15 protein-coding genes and 3 tRNA genes are annotated in these 17,535 nt (G+C 72.3%); 13 read left to right on the top strand and 5 right to left on the bottom strand.

Translation table 11 applies throughout. The annotated features are described in order from the left end of the window. Positions 1-61 precede the first annotated feature (61 nt). On the bottom strand, positions 62-361 hold the full coding sequence (locus ACGFNI_RS03260; protein WP_393680074.1) for a YtxH domain-containing protein: 300 nt from the start codon (positions 359-361) through the stop codon (positions 62-64). Between the two features lie 271 nt (positions 362-632). On the opposite strand from ACGFNI_RS03260, the gene ACGFNI_RS03255 reads away from it, so the two are divergent. The 3 genes from ACGFNI_RS03255 to ACGFNI_RS03245 all read left to right on the top strand — a co-directional run bounded on the left by ACGFNI_RS03255 (position 633) and on the right by ACGFNI_RS03245 (position 1,038). Further along, positions 633-705: transfer RNA gene (locus ACGFNI_RS03255), tRNA-Asn, on the top strand. 5 nt (positions 706-710) lie between these two features. Then, positions 711-783 (top strand) — tRNA-Asn (locus tag ACGFNI_RS03250). Positions 784-964: 181 nt separating this feature from the next. Next, a tRNA-Ile gene (locus ACGFNI_RS03245) sits at positions 965-1,038 on the top strand. 313 nt (positions 1,039-1,351) lie between these two features. Here the strand turns inward: ACGFNI_RS03245 and ACGFNI_RS03240 are convergent. Further along, positions 1,352-2,071, bottom strand: a complete 720-nt coding sequence (locus ACGFNI_RS03240; protein WP_393680072.1) for an NUDIX domain-containing protein — start codon at positions 2,069-2,071, stop codon at positions 1,352-1,354. Positions 2,072-2,164: 93 nt separating this feature from the next. Here ACGFNI_RS03240 and ACGFNI_RS03235 point away from each other — a divergent pair, with 93 nt between their 5' ends. Beyond that, positions 2,165-2,923, top strand: a complete 759-nt coding sequence (locus tag ACGFNI_RS03235) for a DeoR/GlpR family DNA-binding transcription regulator (protein ID WP_393680070.1) — start codon at positions 2,165-2,167, stop codon at positions 2,921-2,923. 37 nt (positions 2,924-2,960) lie between these two features. Here the strand turns inward: ACGFNI_RS03235 and ACGFNI_RS03230 are convergent, their stop codons facing one another. Both ACGFNI_RS03230 and ACGFNI_RS03225 read right to left on the bottom strand, forming a co-directional pair. Further along, positions 2,961-3,434, bottom strand: coding sequence for a carboxymuconolactone decarboxylase family protein (locus ACGFNI_RS03230; protein ID WP_393680069.1), 474 nt, complete (start codon positions 3,432-3,434; stop codon positions 2,961-2,963). 88 nt (positions 3,435-3,522) lie between these two features. After that, the gene (locus ACGFNI_RS03225; RefSeq protein ID WP_393680067.1) at positions 3,523-5,577 is read right to left on the bottom strand and encodes a DUF2264 domain-containing protein; all 2,055 of its coding nucleotides are present in this window, start codon (positions 5,575-5,577) and stop codon (positions 3,523-3,525) included. Between the two features lie 137 nt (positions 5,578-5,714). Between ACGFNI_RS03225 and ACGFNI_RS03220 the strand changes: the two genes are divergently transcribed. From ACGFNI_RS03220 to ACGFNI_RS03190, 7 genes are read left to right on the top strand one after another with little or no spacing between them, the layout of a single operon-like run. Then, positions 5,715-6,563 (top strand): SDR family oxidoreductase, encoded by an 849-nt coding sequence (locus ACGFNI_RS03220; protein WP_393680065.1) that lies wholly within the window; start codon positions 5,715-5,717, stop codon positions 6,561-6,563. A 32-nt stretch (positions 6,564-6,595) separates the two neighbouring features. After that, positions 6,596-7,249, top strand: coding sequence for a non-canonical purine NTP pyrophosphatase (locus ACGFNI_RS03215; protein ID WP_393680063.1), 654 nt, complete (start codon positions 6,596-6,598; stop codon positions 7,247-7,249). Between the two features lie 8 nt (positions 7,250-7,257). Then, entirely contained in the window at positions 7,258-9,654 is a 2,397-nt protein-coding gene (locus ACGFNI_RS03210) for a hypothetical protein (protein ID WP_393680062.1), read from the top strand. 8 nt (positions 9,655-9,662) lie between these two features. Continuing rightward, positions 9,663-10,844: a deoxynucleoside kinase gene (locus ACGFNI_RS03205; protein ID WP_393680060.1), complete on the top strand. Its 1,182-nt coding sequence runs from the start codon at positions 9,663-9,665 to the stop codon at positions 10,842-10,844. Further along, positions 10,816-11,850, top strand: a complete 1,035-nt coding sequence (gene moaA, locus ACGFNI_RS03200) for a GTP 3',8-cyclase MoaA (RefSeq protein WP_393680059.1) — start codon at positions 10,816-10,818, stop codon at positions 11,848-11,850. The genes ACGFNI_RS03205 and moaA overlap by 29 nt, the downstream gene beginning before the upstream one ends. A gap of 46 nt (positions 11,851-11,896) precedes the next feature. After that, complete coding sequence (gene surE / locus ACGFNI_RS03195; RefSeq protein WP_393680058.1) at positions 11,897-12,700, top strand: 5'/3'-nucleotidase SurE; 804 nt, start codon at positions 11,897-11,899, stop codon at positions 12,698-12,700. Next, positions 12,697-13,848, top strand: coding sequence for a glycosyltransferase (locus tag ACGFNI_RS03190; RefSeq protein ID WP_393680056.1), 1,152 nt, complete (start codon positions 12,697-12,699; stop codon positions 13,846-13,848). Before surE ends, ACGFNI_RS03190 begins: the two co-directional genes overlap by 4 nt. Here the strand turns inward: ACGFNI_RS03190 and ACGFNI_RS03185 are convergent. Next, positions 13,754-14,428, bottom strand: coding sequence for a DNA methyltransferase (locus ACGFNI_RS03185; protein WP_393680054.1), 675 nt, complete (start codon positions 14,426-14,428; stop codon positions 13,754-13,756). The two genes, ACGFNI_RS03190 and ACGFNI_RS03185, sit on opposite strands and share 95 nt — an antisense overlap. Before the next feature lie 238 nt (positions 14,429-14,666). Between ACGFNI_RS03185 and ACGFNI_RS03180 the strand changes: the two genes are divergently transcribed. Beyond that, on the top strand, positions 14,667-15,665 hold the full coding sequence (locus tag ACGFNI_RS03180) for a DUF1259 domain-containing protein (RefSeq protein ID WP_393680052.1): 999 nt from the start codon (positions 14,667-14,669) through the stop codon (positions 15,663-15,665). 176 nt (positions 15,666-15,841) lie between these two features. Beyond that, a complete protein-coding gene (locus tag ACGFNI_RS03175) occupies positions 15,842-17,047 on the top strand; it encodes a cytochrome P450 (protein WP_393680051.1) in 1,206 nt (401 codons plus the stop codon). The last annotated feature ends 488 nt before the right edge of the window (positions 17,048-17,535 follow it).

Below are 17,535 nucleotides of genomic sequence, written 5' to 3'. Positions count from 1 at the left end.
TCCGGCGGACGGCGGGGGCGCCAGGGCATACCCCGGGGACGGCCGGGACGCGCCGGGCGCCTCAGGTGTTGCTGGTGCCCCAGTCGTCGGGGTCAGGGGTGCGCTGCTCCCGCAGCGACCTGACCCGGTCGGTGACCGAGTGCGGCAGCCGGTCGCCGACCTTGGCCGAAACCCTGTCGAACGCCTTGGACGCCGCCTCCCTGCCGCCCATCGCCGCGGACTCCGCGGTGTTGCGGACCGCGGGATTCTGCGAGATCCGCCGGGCCCCCTTGCGCAGCTGCTCGTACCGCTCCCGGCCCGCCCGCGTGCCGAGCACGTATCCGACGGCCAGTCCCGCGATGAACGTGAGCCGGTAGCGCATCGCTCCACCCTTTCCTCTCACCGGCGCGCACCCGCCGCAGCCGCCCCGTGCCACCCCTGCCACGGCGCCGCGTACCGATGACGCTCGATCCCGTCCGGTGCCGGGCGCACCGGATCACTGGGCTGTGCCGCGCCTGCCCTGCGGGCCTGATGATCACCCGTGGCGATACCGATTGGCGGAGCACCCCCCTGCTTGCGCTAATGTATGTGTCGCAGCGAACGCGCGCCGTCCGGAAGCCCGGACAGCGGTGCATTCGAGGCACACAGAGCATTCCCCTGTAGCTCAATTGGCAGAGCAGCCGGCTGTTAACCGGCAGGTTACTGGTTCGAGTCCAGTCGGGGGAGCTCGGTCCCCTGTAGCTCAATTGGCAGAGCATTCGGCTGTTAACCGGAGGGTTACTGGTTCGAGTCCAGTCGGGGGAGCAGTAAGGAAGAGGACCCCGGAAGGGGTCCTTTTTCGTGCGCCATGGAACCGAACACCCCGTGATCGAAGTCCTCTTGAGCGTGCATGGTCACCGGACGACGACCCACACGGGCAACAGATCGTATGAGCGGCTATGCTGCGGCAGACGGCGCGCACAAATGTGCGCGACGCGCCGTGACGGGGGCGGTAGCTCAGCCGGTTAGAGCAGCGGACTCATAATCCGTCGGTCGTGGGTTCGAGTCCCACCCGCCCCACCGCGGCACTCAGGGCGAAGAACCTTTCTACCTGCGGAAACGTGAAACGAGGGCCGCCACTGCGAAGTGGCGGCCCTCGTTCATTCGTTCAGACCAAGATCCGGTGGACGCACAGTGGACGCGAGGGCGCGTCAGGGGGGACGCCGACTTCCGCGGCCTGCGCGACGGCCGGGGGGCGGCCCTCGCCGCCACCGGTGGCAGTCCCGTCCGCAGCGCCCAGCCGTCCAGGTCCTGGGACTTGGAGCGGGCGACGGCGGAGCGCGCGAGCGGGAAGTCCCGCTGCTGAATGCCGGCCTATGGGTGGTGGCCTGCGTTATTGGGTGCTGAGGTTCCTTTGCTGTTCCTCGTTCGCTTTGTCATGCGGGGGCGCTGTGGCGGTGAAAGGGCCGTTCAGGGCTGCCCATTGGAGGAGCAGGACGGTTTTGCCGTCGGTGATGCGTCTGTCGCGGGTCATGGTGAGGGCCTCGGTGAAGGGGAGTTCGATGACCTCGATGTCCTCGCCTTCCTCTTCGAGTCCGCCGCCGGTTCCGGTCCGGTCGGCCGGGGTGTACGGGGCGGCGAAGAAGTGGAGGCGTTCGGTGACGGAGCCGGGGCTCATGTAGGCGTCGAGGACGTGGGTGAGCGGGCCGAGGGTGACGCCGAGTTCTTCGGCGCTCTCGCGTCGGATGGCGGCGGGCGGGTCGTCCGCGTCGAGCAGTCCTGCGGCGGCTTCGATGAGCATGCCGTCGGGGTGGCCGTTGACGTAGGCCGGGTAGCGGAACTGGCGGGTGAGCAGGACGAGGCCGCGTTCGGTGTCGTAGGGCAGGACGACGGCGCCGTCGCCGCGGTCGTAGGTCTCGCGCTGCTGGGTTTCCCAACGTCCGTCGCGGCGGCGGTAGTTGAAGGTGGTGCGGCGCAGGACGTGCCAGCCCTGGGAGGTGAGTTCGACGTCGCGGATCACGACGTCGGGGTTGCGGTCCAGGCCGCGTCCGGCCCGGTCGAGGCCGGTGCGGCCACGGTGGTCGGGGATGTCGATGCCGGGGCGGCTCGTCACGCGGTCTCCTGCGGGGTGCGGCGGGGTCTCTGCTTCGTCGGTCGTGGGTGTTACCGTACATGCAGAAACGTGCAAGAACGGGAGTGAATGTGCATGCTGGCTGCTGAACGGCGCGATCACCTGCTGGGTCTGCTCGCTCGCGAGGGCAAGATCGTCGCCAAGGATGTCGCCGTCGCACTGGGGATCTCCGAGGACAGCGTGCGGCGCGACCTGCGCGATCTCGCCTCCGAAGGGCTGTGCCAGCGGGTCTACGGTGGCGCGCTGCCCGTTTCGCCGGCGGTGGTCGGCTATGCCGCCCGGCAGACCGTGGCCCCGGGCGGCAAGCGGAAGGTCGCCTCGGTGGCCGCCGGACTGGTGCGGCCGGGCGGTGCGCTGATTCTCGACGGCGGAACCACCGCACTCGCCGTCGCCCACGCGCTCCCGCAGGATCTTGCCTGCACCGTGATCACCCACAGTCCGACGATCGCCGCGGCCCTGCTCGACCATCCGCACGCGGAGCTTTTCCTGCTCGGGGGTCGCGTCTTCAAGCACTCGGCGGTCACCTGCGGTGCCGCCGCGGTCGAGGCGGCGCAGAACGTCTCCGCCGACCTCTGCCTGCTCGGCGTCACCGGTGTGCACCCCGATGTGGGGCTGACCACCGGAGACGCCGATGAAGCGGCGATGAAGCGAGCCTTGTCCGCGCGGGCCGCGGAGACTTACGTCCTCGCCTCGTCCGAGAAGATCGGCACGGCATCGCGGTTCCGTGTCCTGCCCTGGGAGAAGGTCAGTGGGCTGATCACCGACGCCGACCTCCACGACCCGGTCGTCGAGCGGCTCAAGGCGCTCGGGGTGGAGGTCCTGGCCGCAGGCTGACGGCTACGGGCCGAGCGTGGGGTCGCCCGTCGGGCGCTTACCCGAACTGGCCGGGCTGGTAGTCGCCGGCGGGCTGCTGGACGATGACGTTCACGCGGTTGAAGGCGTTGATGATGGCGATCCCCAGCACCAGGGCGGCGAGTTGGTCCTCGTCGTAGTGCTTGGCGGCATTCGCCCAGACGTCGTCCGTGACGCCGCCGGCCGCGTCGGCGGTGCGGGTGCCCTGCTCCGTCAGTTCCAGGGCGGCGCGCTCGGCGTCGGTGAACACCTTCGCCTCGCGCCAGGCCGCGACCAGGTTGAGGCGTGTCGAGGTCTCCCCGGCGTGCGTGGCGTCCTTGGTGTGCATGTCGGTGCAGAAGCCACAGCCGTTGATCTGGCTGGCGCGGAGCTTCACCAGCTCCTGCGTCGCGGTCGGCAGCGTCGAGTCCGCGAGCACCTTGTCCGCGGAGATGATGTGGCGCAGGGACCGGGCTGCGATGGTGTTGCCGAGGAGGTTCAAGCGAGCATGCATGGCGACTCCTTGTTGTTGATGCCTGCCCCCCTCTGACGGAACAGCTCGGAGCAATGTGACACGGGTGCCCCCCTCCGGTCCGTCGGACTCACTCGTCCAGCCAGGTGTCGGCGGCGGAGCGGTGGCCGCCGGAGTCGGCGACGACCGGTTGCGGTGCGCCGGGGCTGATCAGCAACTGTCCTTGTCCGGGGGCTCGGAGGCGGGCCGTGAGGCCGTCGACGGTTACCGCGCATCGCTGCGGGAGCACCTCGGCGAGGGTGGTTTTGGGGCATTCGCCCAGCAGGACGGCTGACACGTAGAGGCCGTCGCCCGTCGGCCTCGTGGCTCCGCAGACGTACGGGACCGCTGAATGGGGGCCGAAGGCGTTGGTGCCGGTCCCGCTCCGTACGTGTGCCGAACTCCAGCCGTGCAGGCCGAGTACGGCGCTGGTGAGGCCGTCGGTGCGCCGTGCCGTGGCGTGTGTTCCCGCGGTGTGGGGGGTGGGGGGTGTGCGGTCGGCGAGCGCGTAGCCGCCCTCGCGGACCGTCCAGCCTGCGGGCGCGGTGACGCGGTGCACGCGGACCTCCCACCGGCCGCACACGACGGACACGCTGTCGATGCGGCATGCGCCGGGCGGTGCGGTGCCGTCGGTCCGCGGGTGGTGCCAGGACGCGATGCAGGTGCCGGGCACGGGCACGCGGTGGATGCGTTCCCGCCGCGAGACGGCCCCGGTGGGGGAGATCAGGGCGATGTGGTTGTCGAACCGCTCGGGTGCGGCTTCGCCGACTTCCGGTCCTGTGCGTGAGGAGTAGGCCAGCTTGGCGTAGTGCGGATCGTCCCGGTGTGCGGACGGCGGGGCCGTCAGATAGTGGCTGCCGTGGTTGAGCAGCCGCACCAGGCCGTCCCTGCGGGTGCCGTGGACGAGGAAGCCGGGGGTGGGCATGGGGAGAGTGAAGTCGCCTTCCTCGATGGGCAGTTGGCGTTCGGTCGCGGTCCACACCGCGTGGTCGGGCGGGATGAGCAGTCCCAGGAAGCCCTTGCTCGCGGCGTACGGCGCTCCGGGGCCGCTGTACGCCTGCGTGGCCGGCGGAAACCGCCCGTACCAGCCCAGCGGCAGCAGCCCCCGGGTGTCAGGCGCGCCGTGTCTGACGAAGTGGCGCAGGGTCTCGCTCGCCAGACGGCGGGTGAGTCCGGGCGGCAGCGGCGGCTCGTCCGCTTCCCAGGAGCCGAGCCAGACGGGGGCGAGCGAGGCGAACCGGTAGGCGAGTGACCGGCCGTGGTGGACCGGGGCGCCGTCCGCGCCGAAGAGGTGGACGTACTGCCGCAGGAACAGGCGGAGCCGTTCCCGGTAGACGGCGGCGCGTTGGGCACCGCGGGCGCCGGCCATGCGTGCCCACAGCAGGGTGTAGAGGTGGAATCCCCAGGCGTTGTAGTAGTCGAAGCGGTCACCGGCGTCGTAGCCGGGTCCTGGCCCTGAGCGGATCTTTCCGTCACGGGTGTCGCGGTAGTCGCTGCGGTGGCGTGGTCCGTCCTGGTACCAGCCGTCGCCGCGGTACCACTCCTCGACCCGCGCGAGCCCCGACTCGATGCCGCCGCGGTCGCCGATGGCGCCGATGGAGTGCAGGAACTCCTCCGTGACGACCTGGAAGAGCACGTGGTTGTTGTCCCGGGTGCGGCGGCCGACCACGCCGGAGAGCCAGTGCGCGACGCGGTCCTGCTCGGCGGGGGCGAGCCGGTCCCACAGCCATGGCCTGGACAGGTGCAGGGCGAGGGTGATCCCGGCGGCTTCCACGATCTGCTGGCTGCCGTCGGTGAGGGCCGGCCACGCCTCCGGGCCACCGGGGCGGGTTCCGGCGACCAGTCCCCGTGCCCAGCGCCCGGCCCGGTCGGCCGGGTCCGCGCCTCCGGCGCCGGCCAGGCGGATGGCGGCCAGGAGGAAGCTGCGGGCGAACCCTTCGAGGCCGTCGGTCCGCCGACCGGACCAACTGGCGGGTCCGGGAAGGTGCACGGCCGCTCCGTGCGGGCTGACGTACGGCCGCAGGGAGTCCAGCAGATGGTCGGCGACGGCCTCCCAGTGCGCCCGCGTCCACCCTGTACGAGGGGAGCGAAGGCGGTCTTCCGGGGGCAGTGCGAGACGGGGCGGGGGTGCCGCATGCCTGCTCATCTCCGTCTCCCTCGTCCAGCGGGTCCTGGCCCTGCGCCCCCCATAAGTTGCGGTGTGTGTCGATCCAATCACCATGAGTACGTGTGGGCGACTCGCTCATGTCGGAGCGCCGCACCGTCGAGCTTTGGACAGAGGCCATGACAGCGCCACCTACCCCTGACCGCGCATCGCCCGCCGCACAGCGACCGGTGCGGGACTTCGCCGGCACGACCTGTGTGGTCACCGGAGGGGCGTCCGGCATCGGACGGGCCACGGCGCACGCCTTCGCCGCGGCCGGGGCACACGTCGTCGTGGTGGACCTGGACGCCGGGACGCTCCGCCGCACGGCCAAGGAGCTGGAGGGCGCGGCGACCGCGGTGGTGGGCGACATCTCGCTCCAGGCGGACTGCCGCGCGGCGGCTGGGGCCGCCGGGGCCGCCGGGCTGCCGGTGCGGGCCCTGGTCAACTGCGCGGCCACGTTCCTGGCCCGCAGCGAGCGGGCCAGACCCGACGAGTGGGACCTGAGTCTGGGGACCAACGTCAAGGGCAGCGCCCTGATGACGGCCGCGCTGGCGCCGCTGCTGCGCGCGGCCCATGGCGCGTCGGTCGTCAACGTCGCGTCGATCTCGGGGCACATCGCGCAGCCGGGGCAGTGGACCTACAGCGCGGGCAAGGGAGCGCTGCTGGCGCTGACCCGCTGTCAGGCACTCGATCTCGCCGATGACGGCATCCGGGTCAACAGCGTCTCCCCGGGGCTGGTGTGGACCCCCGAGGTCGAGCGGATGACGGGCGGCGACCGGGCCGGCTGGGGGCCGGTGCTCGGCGCGCACCACATGCTGCGGCGGGTGGGGGAGCCCGAGGAAGTCGCCGCCGCCGTGCTGTTCCTGTGCGGCTCCGGCGCGACCTTCATCACCGGCACCGATCTCCCCGTCGACGGCGGATACCTCGCCATGGGGCACAGCAGGTCGGAACCGGCGACGTTGCCGGGACGGCAGGACGCCCCGTAACCCCACCTTCTGTTCCAGAGAGGGAGCTCCGCATGCTGCAAGCAGTGCTGGCCACCGCCAACCCGGCCAAAGCCGCAGAGATCCACGCCTTGCTGGACGGCCGCCTGGATCTGCTGCCCAGGCCCGCATGGCTCCCCGACGTCGTCGAGAACGGGGCGACGGCCGAGGAGAACGCCTATCTCAAGGCCGCCGCGGTGGCCTTCGCCACCGGGATCGCCGCGATCGCCGACGACACCGTGATGGAGGTGGACGCCCTCGGCGGCGCGCCAGGGCTGCGCTCCGCCCGTTACGCGGGCGACGGCGCGTCCGACACCGAGAACATGGCGAAGGTGCTGGCGCAGCTGGCGGACGTGGCAGCGGCGCGGCGCGGCGCACGGGTGCGGACGGTGGCCCTGCTGTGCCATCCGGACGGCCGGCGGGTGGTCGGCGAGGGCATGGCCAGGGGGCAGGTCACCGAATGGCCGCGCGGTGACGCCGGGTTCGGCTACGACGCCGTGTTCGTACCGGACGAGGGGGACGGGCGCACGCTCGCGCAGATGACGGCCGGTGAGAAGGCCGCGCTGTACTGCCGGGGGCGCGCGTTCCGCGGTCTGGCGGCGCAACTGCGGCTCGGCGCACCGCAGTTCGCCGCCGGTGAGGGCCGGGGCGCCGCGAGCGGCCCCGGCCGGCCGCTGCGGAACGGGTGAGCGCCGGTATGTCCGTCACGATCGAGGTCGCGGGGCACGCCACGGTGCTGGTGCGCGCGTGCGGTTTCACCCTGCTGTGCGATCCGCACCTGCACGACAGCTACCGCGGTGGCCTGATGGGATTCGCCCCCGCCCGGCGGCTGCCGCCCCGGGCCCTGCCGCGGCCCGACGCGGTGTGGATCTCCCACTCCCACCGCGACCACTTCGACATCGCCTCCCTCCACTGCCTGGACCGGACGCTGCCGGTGCTGCACCCCGACGATCCGCGGATCGCCCACACCCTGTGGCGGCTCGGCTTCACCGACACGACCGTGGTGCACGACTGGATGACGCTGCACCCGCGCCCGGGGCTTGAGCTGATGTGGACGCCCTCCACGTTCGCCGGTCCCGAGCACGGCCTGGCGGTCCGTACGCCGGACTGCTTCGTGTGGCACATGGTCGACAGCCTGGTCACCCCTGCCTGGGTGGAGCGGCTGCTCGCCTCCGGGGCACCGGACCTGCTCCTGACGCCATGTCAGCCGATCATGGAGACCCGCAGTGTGGAGGGGGAGGTGCCGGGAGCGGACGCGGACTGGGCGGATCCGCTGACGGCGCTGCTTGACCTGGCCCGTCCTGCGCATGTGGTCCCGCTGCCCGAGGGCCAGTACGGGCTCGGCGATGCGGCGTGGCTCAACGGCCACAAGTTCCCCGTACCGCCCGGCCTCGTGGACCAGGCGCTGCGCGCCGGTGATCCGGCGCGGAAGGTGCTGCGCGTCGCCCCGGGGGACCGGATCAGCGTGACGTCAGGTGCGGTCGTGCGGCGGGAGAGGAACGCACTGCCCTGGGTCCTGGCCACGGGCGAGCGGCGGGACCGCACCTACCGCCCCGGCGCCTGGACAGGTCCGCTCGCCGCGGAGCACCGCTCCGTCCCGCCAGAACCTCTGCTCGACCGGCTGCTGGGCCTCCCGCCCGGTGACGACACCGGCGCTTCCCCCGCACCGGTGCCCGCGCTCGGCGAACTGGCCGACGGCGCCGGAGGCCGGTTGCGCGAGACCGTCTACCGCTTCGTCGTGGTGGATCCGTGCGCGCTGCCTGTGGCCGAACGGAGCGTGCGGCTGCGGCCGGACGGCACCCTCGGCGCGGAACCGCCGGGGGACGTGCCGGACATCGAGGTGGCGGTGGCAGCCAGTGACCTGGACGACCTCCTCACCGGCCGTCTCGGCTATTCCGCGGCGCAGTACGGCGGCCGGCTGCGCGAGATCAGGCCAGGACTCGCCGCCGACCCCGCCCCCGGCCCCGCGCTGATCACCAGCCGCCACGATCCGCTGCCCGCCGACGGCGCGGTGACGCCGTCCGGCATCGGCCTGTTCGCCCTGCTGCTCCGCGCCCGCGTCGGATCCCCGCTGGTGGAGCTGGACCGCGAGATCGACGCCTGCCTGCGGGGGCACCCCGTCCGGCCGCCCGCCACCACCCGCGCCCACGGCCCCAGGACCGCTCCCGAACCCTCCGGACAGCCACGCCGTGACGTGCCGGGGCAGCACACCGTGTGGACCCGCATCGACCGGTGTCTGGCCAGCGGCGACGACCCGGGCCGCGCCTCCGGCACCCTCACCGACGGGGGCCTGTCCTGCTACGTCGGCGTGTTCGGCCGTGCCCCGTGGCCGGCGCCGCAGATCCAGCCGGACGACGGCACCGGGCTCCTGCTGCTGACCAGCCTGGTCGAGGCGCAGCCGCACCTCGGCGGCGGTGTGCGGTTCCCCGCCGCTTCCTACCGCGGGCTGCTGGCCAACATCGAAGCCTCGCCCATCCGCCGGTGGCGCGTGCTGCCCGGACTGCCCGACGGGACGCGGGTACCCCGATGGCGCGCGGCCTCGCTGTTTCCCGTATCGGCCGCCCGCCTGCGCGCCGACCTGGCGCGCCGGGGGTGGCGCGGGGAGATCATCGACGCCCCGCCCCCACCGGCGGCCGACGGGCGTCTCGCGGCCGAAAGGTGCTGGTGGCTCGGGGTGCCGCCGATGGCGGGGGCGGGCAGGTCAGGCCGTCCCCTCCAGGTGGAGGAGTCGCCAGGCTGCCTGCTGCACGGGTTGGTCGAGGCCGGTCCTGAAGCCGCCGACCTCCCCGGCGGAGAGCCGCCGCAGCGGCCGGACTTCCGGATCAGGGCCCGCCTGCCCGGCTCGCCGCCGTACCGGGAAGCCGCCGTACGGACCGCGCTGACCTGCGGGGACGTGCGCTTTTCCTGGCTGCTGCCACCCCGCGAGACCTGTGTACGCGCCGGGCGGGAGGCGGACCCGGTCGCCTTCGCCGAGCGGGTGGCCCTGCTGTCCCTGGCGCACTGGGCCCGCACCCGGCCGCCGGACGGGGAGCCGGGCCCGCCGGGCGCCGCACCGCACCACCCCGATCCCCGCCTGCTGCCGACCGAGTCGTGAGGACCGCGATGCTCACCCACCTGCCACCGGGGCACCGCCCCACCCACCGCCGCGCCGCATGCCTGATCCTCGACGGCCGGGACCGGGTCCTGCTCACCGGCCCGCCCACGGCTGCCGAACGCGCCCGCCTCCCCTGGGCCGTGGTCGCTCCCGGCAGCACCGCACGGCAGGCCGCCGCGGCGGCAGCGGGCCGCGCCTGCCGGCACCACGTGCCCGCCGCCCGCCTCGACTACCTCACCGAGCTGTACCTCCCGGCAGGACCCCGCGGCGACGGCCCCTACGACCTCCGGGTCTTCACGTGGCGGCGCGGCGCGGGCACCTACCGGGAACCCGGCCCGCACATGCGGTGGCGGGCGCCGGCGAGCCTCACGGACGACGAGCTGGAGGCGGCCACCGCCCACTGCCTCAGAAAGGAGCTGCCCCGGCTCACCGGTCTGGCGGCCGAAGAGGCCATGCCCGTCGCCGAGGCCGAGCGCGCGGCACGGCGCCTGATCGATCCGGTCCCCGCCCTGTGGCGGGAGAGCCCGCCGGCCTCGATCGTGGTCCTGGGCCCGCCGGCCGTGGGCAAGAGCACGCTGCTCAAGCGGCATGCCGCCCGCGCCCCGCAGACCGAACACGTGCGGGACATCGTCCCGGTCAGCCGCGGCAGGGGCCGGGACAACTACCTGACCCGCTATCTGCGCGGCGACAGCGGCTCGGCGCTGCTCTGCCAGATGGAGACCCTGCTGCTGCGGGTGCTCCAGAACCTGCGCACCGGCAGCGGCAGCGTGCTGGACCAGGACGTCCACAGCTCGCTGGCCTACGCCAAGGCGATGCGGCTGAGCGGCGCGCTGAGCGCCCAGCAGTACGAGACCTACTACCGCTACCACCACCTGATCACCTCGGCGCTGCCGCCGCCGGCCGCCGTGGTGCACCTGACGGCCCGCACGGACGTGCTGATGCGCCGGATGCGGCGCCGCAACCGCGTCCTGGAGCGCTCCTTCACCAGTTCCTACGTGTCCCTGGTGTCGCAGTGCTTCGAGGACGTGGCCGCCGAACTGTCGTCGCGCGTACCGGTGCACCACCTCGACGCCTCCGAGATGTCCCCCGACCACGTACTGGAGCGCTTCAGGGAAGTGGTCACGGACGCAGCATCCGCCCCCGCACCGAAAAGGAGCAGCCATGACGTCGCAGAAGCCCGACTGGCGTAACCCGGGCCCCGCCCCCACACAGGGCCCGCTCATCGACACCTTCGGCCGCATCGCAGGCGACCTGCGGATATCGGTCATCGACAAGTGCAACCTGCGCTGCACCTACTGCATGCCGGCCGAGGGGCTGCCCTGGCTGGACAAGGACGAGATCCTCACCGTCGAGGAGATCGACCGCCTGGCCCGCCTCTTCCATTCCCTGGGCGTGCGCGAGTTCAAGATCACCGGCGGGGAGCCGACGGTACGCCGCGAGCTTCCCGAGATCGTGCGGCGGGTGTGCGCGCTGGAGGGGGTGGACGTGTCCATCACCACCAACGGACTGCTGCTGGACAGGCTGGCTGCGCCGCTGCGCGAGGCAGGGCTGCGCCGCATCACCGTCTCCTGCGACTCGCTGCTGAGCCACCGCTACGCCGAGATGACCCGGCGGGACGCCTTCGCCAAGGTGTCGGCGGGCCTGAAGGCAGCCAAGGAAGCAGGACTCGACCCCGTCAAGATCAACTGCGTGGTCATCCGCGGCACCAACGACGACGAAGCGGTCGACTTCGCGCGGCTGGCCCGGGAGGGCGGCTACGACGTGCGCTTCATCGAGTACATGCCGCTCGACGCCGAAAAGACCTGGGAGCGGGACAAGGTGGTGCCGGCGGAGGAGACGCTGGCGGCCGTCTCCGCCGCCTTCGACCTCACCCCCGTCGAGCAGGACTCCCCCCAGCCGGCCACCTCCTTCAGGTTCGCCGACGGCGCCCCCGGAGCCCTGGGCTTCATCCCCTCGGTGACCAGCCCCTTCTGCGGCAGCTGCAACCGCATGCGGACCACCGCTGAAGGCGCCTTCCGCGTCTGCCTGTTCGCCCTGGAGGAGACCGACCTGCGCGCCGCGCTGCGCTCGGGCGCCGACGACGCGGCACTGGAGCGGCTGATCCGCGAAGCTCTCTGGCACAAGTGGCCTGGACACAAGATCAACCACCCCGACTTCGTCCGCCCCGACCGCAGCATGTCCATGATCGGCGGCTGATCCGCATGCACCGGCCATCCCGGCGGCAGCGGGGGAGGAGCACCCCATGACGGCAGGCACCAGAGTCCTGGTGACCAACGACGACGGGGTGACGGGCGAGGGCCTGCGCCGCCTGGCCCGGTACCTCCGCGACCAGCACTTCGACGTGGTCGTGGCGGCCCCGGAAGGGGACGAGAGCGGCTGCGGGACCAGCCGCGCGGTCGCCCCGGACGGGCTGGTGCCCACCCGTACGAGCACCTTGGCAGGACTGGCGGGGGTTCCCGTCCACGCGGTGGCAGCCCCGCCGGGGCTGATCGTGGCCGCCGCCTGCCAAGGTGCCTTCGGTCCCGCACCCGACCTGGTCCTGGCCGGCATCAACCCCGGAGCCAACACCGGACCTGCCGTGGTGCACTCCGGCACGGTGGGCGCCGCGCTCACCGCCGCCTGCCACCGGCGGCCGGCCGTCGCCGTCTCCCTCGGCCACGGCGCGCCCTACCACTGGGACACCGCGCTCCACGCCCTCGCGGTCCTGTTGCCCGCCGTCCTGCCCGGCGCGCGGGACCGGCAGCGGACACCGCTGCTGTGCAACCTCAACGTGCCGAACGTGCCCGCGCACCGGCTGGCCGGAGTGGTACGCGCCGGCCTCGGCGCACACGGGGACACCCGCTTCAGCATCCAGCGCCTCGGCCCGGAACTCCTCCGCGCCACCCACCACCCCGCCGCGTACCACGACGCGGGGGAGGCGCCTCTCCTGGCCGCCGGCTACGCGACCGTGACGCCACTGCGCCCCGTCGGCGAGGACACCGAAGCCCTCCGCCACCTGGCTGCCGCACACCGGGCGCCGGCCACACTCGCAGGGGAGCTGCCGTGACCCGCCGCGTCGTCTCCTTCACCTGGGGCCGGGGCCTCGGCCACGTGTCACGCCTCATCGCCGTCCACACCGAACTCCGCGCCCGGGGCTGGGATTCCCTGCTGCTCACCGAGCGCCACCAGCGGCTCATCGACGATCACGGCTTCCCCCAGACCGTCCTGCCCACCGACGCCGAGAGCCTCGTAGGCGAGCCGCTGCACGGCACCGGCCCCGCCGTCGACCACCGCCTCGCCCAGGCACTGGTGGCGCAGGCGCTGCGGGCGGAGGACGCGGTACTGCACGACGTGACGGTGCAGCGCGAACTGTACGAGCGCGCCGCCCACTTGAGCTGCCCCCAGTTCCTGGTCCACCGCTTCCAGCGCAACCGGCCCGACCCCGCCGCGTGGGTCGCCCGCCACACGCCCGCCATCGGCCGCATCTACCTGCTGGGCGATCCCGGACGGCACGACGTGGCACACGGGGTCCGCCTGGTAGGGGTACCCAACGTGGTGCGCCGCCTGCTCGGCACCCGCTCCCCCTGGCCCACGGACACGTCAGCGATGAAGATCGCCGTGGTGGCCGGCGGCGGCGGGCACGCGGACGCCCCCGGCTTCCTCAACGCCGCGCTGAACGGGGTACGGGAGTTCGCGCGTCGCGGCGTCCCCGAGGGCGTCGACGTCCTGGTGCTCACCGGCCCGCACTTCGACGGACAGGTCCTCGTGCCGCCCGGACTGCCAGGACCCGTACGGGTCGCTCCCTACCTGGGCCCCGGCTTCGACATCTACCGGCACGCCACCGCCGCGATCACCCACGCCGGGTACAACACCGTCCAGGAACTGGTGCGGTCCCGGGTGCCGACCGTGGTCGTGCCCGGCGTCCGCGACTTCGACGATCAACGGGTGCACCTGGAGGCCGCCGCCGCACGGCTGAACGCGGCGGTGGCCGATGCGGACGCGCACTCCGTCGCACAGGGCCTCACAGCCGTGCTGCGTACCGGAACAGGCCCCCGTCCGCCGGCCCCGCCCGACCCCGCGGACGGGGCGTCCCGCATCGCGGGCGACCTCCTGGAAGCGGTCACGGCTCGTGGCGGAACACCAGGACGTGGGTGTGGTGATAGCCGGGAGCCGCATGGTCAGGACCCGTCTGCACAAAGACGATGTCCTCGCTGAAGTGGAACAGCTCGCCCAGGAGCATGCCGAACTCCCACACCAGCGGGCGGGTCCAGCGCCACTCCGGGCGACGCAACTGGGACACCTCGACGGCCACCGTCGCACCCGGGGCGAGGAAGCGCCGCAGCCCCGCGAAGATCCGGCGCGCGTCGCCGAGATGGGTCTCGCGGTCGTCCCGCCCCCGGGACGTGCGGAAGCTGGTGAAGGGCGGGCTGGTCAGCAGCAGCGAGAACGGGGGCCAGGCCCCTGCGGTCGCGTGCTCGGCGTCCGTGACGAGCAGGCGTGACGGGTCGGGCAGGCGCGTCTTGGTGAAGGCGGCGCGCCCGCCGTCGCGTTCAAAGCCGACGGCCTCGCGGCCCAGCCGGTCGGCCACGGTGAGCGTGGTGCCGAAGCCGCAGAACGGATCGAGAACCCAGTCCCCGGGGCGGGAGAAGTTCTCGATCGCGTGCGCGGCCAGGGTTTCCGGAAACCGCATATCCGTCGGACCCGGGTAGTCGAGCGGCTCCAGCGAACCGTCGATGACCTGCCAGGAACGCCGGCCGGCCCGTCCGTCATCGCGCATCGTCGAGGTGTCGGCCATGGTTCGCGTCTCCTCCGGGGAAGGGATTGCGCACGCCACCTGCCCGGTGTCGGACACCTGCCACGCCGGTCGGGACGGCGTTCCGAGCGTCCCCCGCCCCGGCACGCGCCGCCACTCCTGCTCCGCCGCCGGAAGCGGAACGCGACACCACCGGAGTGACCAACTACGGCCCACTCGGTCAAAAAATCCCCTTTTCCGCCGTTATCCCATGTTTTCATCTGGCCATGGAGGAGATCGGATGACGGCTGGAGAACGGCAACAGGGCACGCGCACTCAGGCGGGCACCTCACGGCGGCGGTTGCTGGCCGCAGCGGCGGCGGCGCCGGTGCTGGCCGGGGCGGGACCGGCCGCCGCGCAGGCACGGCCCGCCAGGACGGCAGGTGCGGACCGCTGGGCGGTCGAACCGGTGCACACCAGAGAAACGGACTGGGGCGGCGTGGCGCACGCGCTGGGCCGCGGCGGCAACATGCTGCGGGGGTTGATCTACCACACGGGCTTCCCGCGCCGGGACCTCTACGTGTTCTCCGACGGCGTCCACGTCACACCGGGCCTCGCACTGGGGACGCACGTGGCCTTCGTCCGCTACGCCGACGGCAGCACGATGCTGATGGGCGATGTGGTGGTCACCGAGGACGAAATCCAGCAGGTCAGCGAAGCCTGGCAGGAGCACGGCATCGAGCAGACCGCGCTCCACAAGCATCTGCTCGCCCAGACCCCTGACCTCTGGTGGACCCACGTCCACGCGCACGGCCACGACCCGGTGGCCCTGGCGCGCGGCCTGCGCGCGGGATTCGACCGGACCGGAACGCCGCCCGCGAGGCCGCCCGAGCACGTCCCCGTCGACCTGGACACCGCCGCCATCGAAGCCGTGCTGGGCATCAAGGGGTCCATCGAGGACGGGCTTTTCAAGTGCCTCTTCCTCCGCCGCGAGACCATCGTCGACGGCCATCTGGCCCTGCCCTCCGGCCTCGGGTCGACCAGCGCGTTCAACTTCCAGCCGCTGGGCGGCGGCCGGGCCGCGCTCAGCGGCGACTTCGCCATGGTCGCCGATGAGGTCCAGGACGTACTGAGGACGCTGCTGCGCGGCGGGATCAAGCTCGTCGAGCTGCACAACCACCACCTGTCGGAATACCCCCGGCTGTTCTTCACGCACGTGTGGGCCGTGGGTGACGCTGTCGAACTCGCCCGTGCCCTGCGGCCCGCGGTGGATCTCACCAACGTCGTGCCGGCCGGCTGAACAAGACGAAGGGGAAAAGTGGATTTCCGGTGAACCGCCCCTTTGTGGGGCGGTTCACTTCATATGGGGCAATTGGGTCGATACGGTGCGTGCCCCAAGGGGCGATCGGGTACCTCTGCCCCGTCCGTCCCAGTAGGTGGCGAACCACCCATCAGATCCCATATCTGGAGCCCCGTATGGAACCAGCGTCCACCCCGCGGAACTGTCCGTTCGACTACGCCGAGGCCCTCGAATTCGATCCGCAGCTCAGAGAGCTCCAGAACGAAGCGCCCGTCTCCCGCATCCGGCTGCCGCACGGCGACGGGGAAGCCTGGCTCGTCACCGGCTACGACGACGTGCGCACGGTGACCACCGACCGGCGCTTCAGCCGCAGCGCCGTCATCGGCCGGAACTTCCCGCGCATGACTCCTGAGCCCATCGTTCAGGACGAGGCGATCAACGTGATGGACCCGCCGGCCAGCAGCCGCCTGCGCAGCCTCATCTCCAAGGGCTTCGCACCGCGCCACATGGACCGCATGAAGGTCCGTACCCAGCACGTCGTGGACGAACTGCTGGACCGGATGGAGGAGCACGGTTCCCCCGCCGACCTGTTCGAGCACCTGGCCGCGCCGCTGCCGCTGACCACGATCTGCGAGGTCCTCGACATCCCCGAGGGCGACCGGGCGCAACTGCGCGCACACGCGCGGACCATGATGAACACCAGCGTCGACAACCGGGACAACGCCGTACGGTCCAAGGCCGACATGCGCGCCTACTTCGCGAAGCTGACCGCCGAGCGGCGCGCGAACCCGGGCGACGACCTGATCAGCGCGCTGGCCACGGCCCGCGACGGCGACGAACTGCTCAACGACCGGGAACTGACCGTGATGGCCATGGTGCTGCTCATCACCGGCCAGGACACCACCACGTACCAGATCGGGAACATCGCCTACGCGCTGCTCACCCGGCCCAAGGAACTGGCCATGCTGCGCGCCAGGCCCGAGATGCTCCCGCAGGCCCTTGAGGAGCTGCTGCGCTTCATCCCCTTCCGTAAGGGCGTCGGCATCCCCCGCATCGCCCTGGAGGACGTGGAACTGAGCGGGGTCCAGATCCGGGAGGGGGACGTCGTGCACGTCTCCTACCTGACGGCCAACCGGGACGCCAGGAAGTTCGAGCGGCCCGACGAGCTGGATCTGGAGCGCGTCGGCCCGAACCACATGACCTTCGGGTGGGGCGGCCATCACTGTCTCGGCGCGCCGCTCGCCGCCACCGAACTCCAAGTGGCGCTCGGCACCCTCCTGGAGCGATTCCCCGACCTGGAGCTGGCGAAGCCGGCCGCGGACGTGCAGTGGAACAAGACGTCGATCTGGCGCTACCCGCTCGCCCTGCCCGTCATCTGGTGACCGCGGAATCCCCGGCGACACCGGTGTGCCAGGCCCGCCGGCCGGACGGCGGGTAGCCGCGGCAGGTCATCGGGATCTCCGCAGCCGTGAGCCGGTGGCGGTCGTGCGTATGCCGACCGGCATCCGGCTCCGGGCGGCCCGCTCCCGCGAGCGGCCTCGGGGTGCCCGGGGAAACGGCCGCCACGGATGACGCGTCAGCCCCCGGAAGACGGCAACCGGAACGGGCCGCACCGCCATACGGCGGCTGCATGCCGTCCGACATGCAGCCATCACCTGACTGCCGTAACGTGAGGCGAGGGCCAACCAAAGCCACACCAATTGCCCATACGGCGAGAACTCAGCCTTTCGACGGTCGGCCCGTCCCCGCCCTACAGGGACGTCGAACGCGGCGCGGAAAGCGCCAACGGGCCGTCTCGCGCCATTTCGCGCGTACGCCGCCGAAGCGACCTTCGGCCGGCGCACACCCCGCATGCCACTCCTGGGGCTCA

It is taken from the genome of Streptomyces sp. NPDC048644, assembly GCF_043199105.1.
In the GTDB taxonomy this organism is placed as follows: Bacteria; Actinomycetota; Actinomycetes; order Streptomycetales; family Streptomycetaceae; genus Streptomyces.
The sequence above is the reverse complement of the archived record's forward strand: the minus strand, read 5'-3'. Positions and strand labels throughout refer to the sequence as shown.

Coding starts and splice junctions, on each gene's coding strand:
- ACGFNI_RS03260 (WP_393680074.1), bottom strand. CDS start 361: ATGCGCTACCGGCTCACGTTCATCGCGGGACTGGCCGTCGGATACGTG.
- ACGFNI_RS03235 (WP_393680070.1), top strand. CDS start 2,165: ATGCTGGCTGCTGAACGGCGCGATCACCTGCTGGGTCTGCTCGCTCGC.
- ACGFNI_RS03230 (WP_393680069.1), bottom strand. CDS start 3,434: ATGCATGCTCGCTTGAACCTCCTCGGCAACACCATCGCAGCCCGGTCC.
- ACGFNI_RS03225 (WP_393680067.1), bottom strand. CDS start 5,577: ATGAGCAGGCATGCGGCACCCCCGCCCCGTCTCGCACTGCCCCCGGAA.
- ACGFNI_RS03220 (WP_393680065.1), top strand. CDS start 5,715: ATGACAGCGCCACCTACCCCTGACCGCGCATCGCCCGCCGCACAGCGA.
- ACGFNI_RS03215 (WP_393680063.1), top strand. CDS start 6,596: ATGCTGCAAGCAGTGCTGGCCACCGCCAACCCGGCCAAAGCCGCAGAG.
- ACGFNI_RS03210 (WP_393680062.1), top strand. CDS start 7,258: ATGTCCGTCACGATCGAGGTCGCGGGGCACGCCACGGTGCTGGTGCGC.
- ACGFNI_RS03205 (WP_393680060.1), top strand. CDS start 9,663: ATGCTCACCCACCTGCCACCGGGGCACCGCCCCACCCACCGCCGCGCC.
- moaA (WP_393680059.1), top strand. CDS start 10,816: ATGACGTCGCAGAAGCCCGACTGGCGTAACCCGGGCCCCGCCCCCACA.
- surE (WP_393680058.1), top strand. CDS start 11,897: ATGACGGCAGGCACCAGAGTCCTGGTGACCAACGACGACGGGGTGACG.
- ACGFNI_RS03185 (WP_393680054.1), bottom strand. CDS start 14,428: ATGGCCGACACCTCGACGATGCGCGATGACGGACGGGCCGGCCGGCGT.
- ACGFNI_RS03180 (WP_393680052.1), top strand. CDS start 14,667: ATGACGGCTGGAGAACGGCAACAGGGCACGCGCACTCAGGCGGGCACC.
- ACGFNI_RS03175 (WP_393680051.1), top strand. CDS start 15,842: ATGGAACCAGCGTCCACCCCGCGGAACTGTCCGTTCGACTACGCCGAG.